The 3,909-nt window shown below is 74.1% G+C and carries 3 protein-coding genes; 1 reads left to right on the forward strand and 2 read right to left on the reverse strand.

All coding sequences use genetic code 11. The features are described from left to right. Positions 1-820: 820 nt before the first annotated feature. Together VR45_RS37950 and VR45_RS37955 are read right to left on the reverse strand one after the other, a co-directional pair. A complete protein-coding gene (locus VR45_RS37950; RefSeq protein ID WP_045944505.1) occupies positions 821-1,147 on the reverse strand; it encodes a nuclear transport factor 2 family protein in 327 nt (108 codons plus the stop codon). Positions 1,148-1,179: 32 nt separating this feature from the next. Beyond that, a complete protein-coding gene (locus VR45_RS37955) occupies positions 1,180-2,364 on the reverse strand; it encodes a M20 family metallopeptidase (RefSeq protein WP_045944506.1) in 1,185 nt (394 codons plus the stop codon). Between the two features lie 150 nt (positions 2,365-2,514). On the opposite strand from VR45_RS37955, the gene VR45_RS37960 reads away from it, so the two are divergent. Then, the gene (locus tag VR45_RS37960; protein ID WP_052709690.1) at positions 2,515-3,561 is read left to right on the forward strand and encodes an Lrp/AsnC family transcriptional regulator; all 1,047 of its coding nucleotides are present in this window, start codon (positions 2,515-2,517) and stop codon (positions 3,559-3,561) included. Positions 3,562-3,909 lie beyond the last annotated feature (348 nt).

The raw sequence follows: 3,909 nt of genomic DNA on the forward strand, positions 1-3,909 counted from the left end.
CCGTTCCGGCGCCTCCACCTGATCCGGGTACGCCCGTGCCTGTCAGCGCCCGCCCGGCGATCGCAAGCGCCTCCGGGACGACCGGTACCGGCCCACGACCGCGCAGCAGCCCGGCCCCCGGGCAGAGAGGGGCACAGGGCCGGCCGGCCCCGGCCGGCGGAGGACCAGGAGGTGGTGGCCGCGCGGGCCGCCGCAGACGCCGCGCCGAAGGGGTCGCGCACCGACCAGTTCGCCCAGAGCCCGGCGGCGCCGGCGCAGTTCGTGGAGCGGCAGCGGCATCCTCGCGTGCCTCGCCCGCACAAGGAACCGGTGGAGGTCGGGCCCCGGCCGTGAGGAGCACGTCGTCGTGTCGCATTTCGCACTGGCACCTGGTCGAACCAGGAGGACAGAAGAGCGAGGCTGACGGCGGGCCGGCTCGTGCAGCACGCCGAGCACCGCGTCGAGCGGGCACATCGGGTACAGCGGGCGGTGCCGGGACTCCCGGGACGCCGCGGCGAATCCCGGACACCGGCGAGGCCGGCAGGTCGGTGCCGGTCGGGCCTGCCTCGTGGACGCGGGCCCGACCGGGAACACCCGCCCGACGCCTCGGCGGACCGACCCGACGGATTCCCGCCGGACCGACGGGATGCACCGGTCAGCGGCCGTTCAGGCCTCGGCCCTGCGGCAGGAGCCCACAGAGGAGGAAGCCGATGGCCAGCAGCGGATTCCGGCGCTCGACCGCGTGGGGCCGGTCGGCCCGGCATGACGTCGGGCCGACCGGCCGTTGTGCTGCCCGGGACGTGCTTCGGTCCCCTCGCCTGCCGGTAGGGGGCCGGGCTGTTCAGCCGAGGAAGTCGACGCGGTCGATGAGGCCCTCGCGCACCCGGTAGGCCACCAGGACGCGGACCGGCTCGTCGGCCAGGCCGTGGGCGATCTCGTGGTCGACCACCCGGTCGCCCTCGGTGAGCCGCCCCACGATCTCCGCCCGGCAGCGGCCCTCGGCGAACTGGCCGGCGTACCTGTCCCGCAGGGCCTGCCTGCCCTGCAGGAGGCTGCCGTCGGCCCGGTGGACCGTGACGTCCTCGGCGTAGGTGGCGACGAAGGCGTCGATGTCGTGGCTGTTGTAGGCGGCGAGCTGCCGCTCGACCACCTCGCGCGGTTCGGTCATGTGCTCGGTCGTTCCTTCTTCGGGGTACGGGTTCAGGCCGCGAGGCGGCGGGCGGCGAGTTCGGCGTAGAGCGCGGCCCCGTCGGGGAGCACGGCGTCGTCGAACTCGGCGTGGGGCGAGTGGTTGGACGGCAGGCTGTCGGGGTCGCTGCCCTTCGGGGCGGCGCCGAGCCAGGCGAAGGAGCCCGGGACCGCCTCGAGCACCCGGGAGAAGTCCTCCGAGCCGGGGATCGGGTTCGCCAGTGTCCGGAAGCGCTCCTCGCCGAAGACGTCCCGGACGGTGTCCGCCAGGAAGTCGGTCTCGGACCCGTCGGTCACGGTCACCGGGTACTCGGGCAGGTACTCGATCTCCGCCCGCAGGCCGTGGGCCGCGGCGATGGCCCTGACCAGCTCCACCGAGGCGTCGGCGACCCGGGCCTGTGCCTCGGCGGAGAAGGTGCGCACCGTCGCCTCGAAGCGGGCGGTGTCGGGGATGATGTTGCGCCGGGTGCCGGCCTGCAGGAGCCCGACGGTGATCACCACCGGGTCGAACACGTCGAAGCGACGGGTCACCATGGTCTGCAGGGCGGTGACGATCTCGCAGGCCGCCGGTACGGGGTCCTTGGCCCGGTGCGGCACCGCGCCGTGGCCGCCGGCACCGTGGAGGGTGACGTGCAGTGCGGCGGACGCGGCGAGGATCGGCCCGCGCCGGGAGCTGAACTCCTTGTGCGGCATGGTCGACGACACGTGCAGGGCGTACACGGCGACCGGGCGCCGGCCCGCCGCGTCCAGCACGCCCTCGGCGAGCATGGCGCCGGCGCCGTCCCAGCCCTCCTCGCCGGGCTGGAACATGAAGACCACGTCGCCGTGGAGTTCCTCCCGCCGTGCGGCCAGCAGCTGCGCGGCGCCCGCGAGCATGGCGGTGTGCAGATCGTGTCCGCAGGCGTGCATCGCGCCGTTCTCGGCGGCGAACGGCACCGGGGCCTTCTCCACGACCGGCAGGCCGTCCATGTCACCGCGCAGCAGCACGGCCGGTCCCGGCCGGCCGCCACGCAGTACCGCGGTGACCGAACTCAGGCCGGTGCCCAGGCCCACCTCCAGCGGCAGGCCGTCCAGGGCCTGCAGCACCCGCTCCTGGGTGCGCGGGAGGTCGAGGCCCAACTCGGGGAAGCGGTGCAGGTCCTGGCGCAGCCGGACCAGATCCGGAGCCAGTGCGAGGGCGTCGTCGTGCAGGGACACAGGTACCTCCATCGGACCCGCGTGCGGCGGGAAGTTGTGCGGAGCGGACTCGTTCCGTGATTCTGGGCCTCGCGGCGGGAGTCTCCCGCGATTTCGCAGGATCACACCACGAGAAGGCCCTCCCATGAACGAATCGACCGGAAGCCGACGGTGACCGGCACGGAGGTGACGGTCGACGAGCTCGACCTCGCCCTGGTGAACGCGCTGCAGCTGCGGCCCCGGGCGCCCTGGTCGCTGCTCGGCCAGACCCTCGGGATCAGCCCGGTCACCGCGGCCCGCCGCTGGCGGCGGCTCTCGGAGGCCGGGATCGCCTGGGTGACCGCCTACGGCCTGCCGCACCCCGAGGACCGCGGCTGCGTCGCCCACCTCGACCTCGACTGCGCCCCCGACCGGACCGCACGGATCGCCGACGAACTGGCCGAGGACGCGCACGTGATGAGCATCGAGCACTTCTCCCAGGGCTGCGACCTCGCCGTCACCGCGGCCTTCACCGACCTGGCGGCACTCTCCCGCTACACCACCGAACGCCTCGGCCGCCTCCCCGGGGTCGACGCCGTCCGCGTCCACCTCGCGACCGGCTTCTACGCCGAGGGGATCCGCTGGCGACTGGACTCGCTGGACCCGGCTCAGCGCGGGGAACTGCACGACGACAAGCCGGCGGGCAACGGGAAGCCGTCCGCAGTGCGGGCCGAAGTCCGTGAAGAGGACCGGGAACTGCTCATCAGACTGGGCGTCGACGGCCGCCTCGACCAGGCCGGGCTGGCCGCCGCCACCGGGCTGAGCCCGTCCACGCTGCGCCGCCGCCTCGACCGGCTGGCCGCCTCCGACGCGATCCGCTTCCGCTGCGAGATCGCCGCCCGCGATGCCGGCCGACCCGTCCTGGCGACCTTCCGGGCCGACCTCCCCCCGGACCGGCTCGACACCGTCGGCCCCCAACTCGCCGGACTCCCCGAGACCCGGCTGTGCGTGTCCGTCACCGGCACGCACAACCTCCTCCTCTCCGTCTGGCAACGCTCCCTCGCCGACGTCCAGCGCCTGGAGACCGCGCTCACCCGCAGGTTCCCCGACCTGCGAGTGGCCGAACGACGGGTGTCGCTGCGCACCGTGAAACGGATGGGCCGGATCCTCGACACCGACGGACGCGCCGTCCGCGCCGTTCCGATGGACATCTGGCGCGACCCGGTCCCGGCCACTTGACGGCCGCCCGGACCGGCCACCGCACCCGGAACGACGACAGCAGGCCCGCCGAACGCAACGGTCCACCGCATCAACACCAGCACACAGTCACTTCCACCAGACGGCCCAGGCCGACACGTCGACCGACACCCGCGAACGCCGCACACACCGACGTGACCGCCACCCACCACAACCACCACAGCCGCCACCCTGACACTCACGATGCTGCCCGGACTGCCCGACGACACGCCGCAGCGTCGGAGCACCGGGAACCACGGCGATACCGAGGTCGACAACGACGGCGCAGGCGTCGACGGACCTCCGCCCCGCCCACACCGACGGCAACGGCCGGCGGCCGGCGGCCGGCGG

Origin of the sequence: Streptomyces sp. NRRL S-495 (genome assembly GCF_000966955.1) — a bacterium.
Lineage (GTDB): Bacteria > Actinomycetota > Actinomycetes > Streptomycetales > Streptomycetaceae > Kitasatospora > Kitasatospora purpeofusca.

Excerpts from the sequence above, each read along its gene's own strand:
- VR45_RS37950 (WP_045944505.1), bottom strand. The coding sequence starts at position 1,147 with ATGACCGAACCGCGCGAGGTGGTCGAGCGGCAGCTCGCCGCCTACAAC.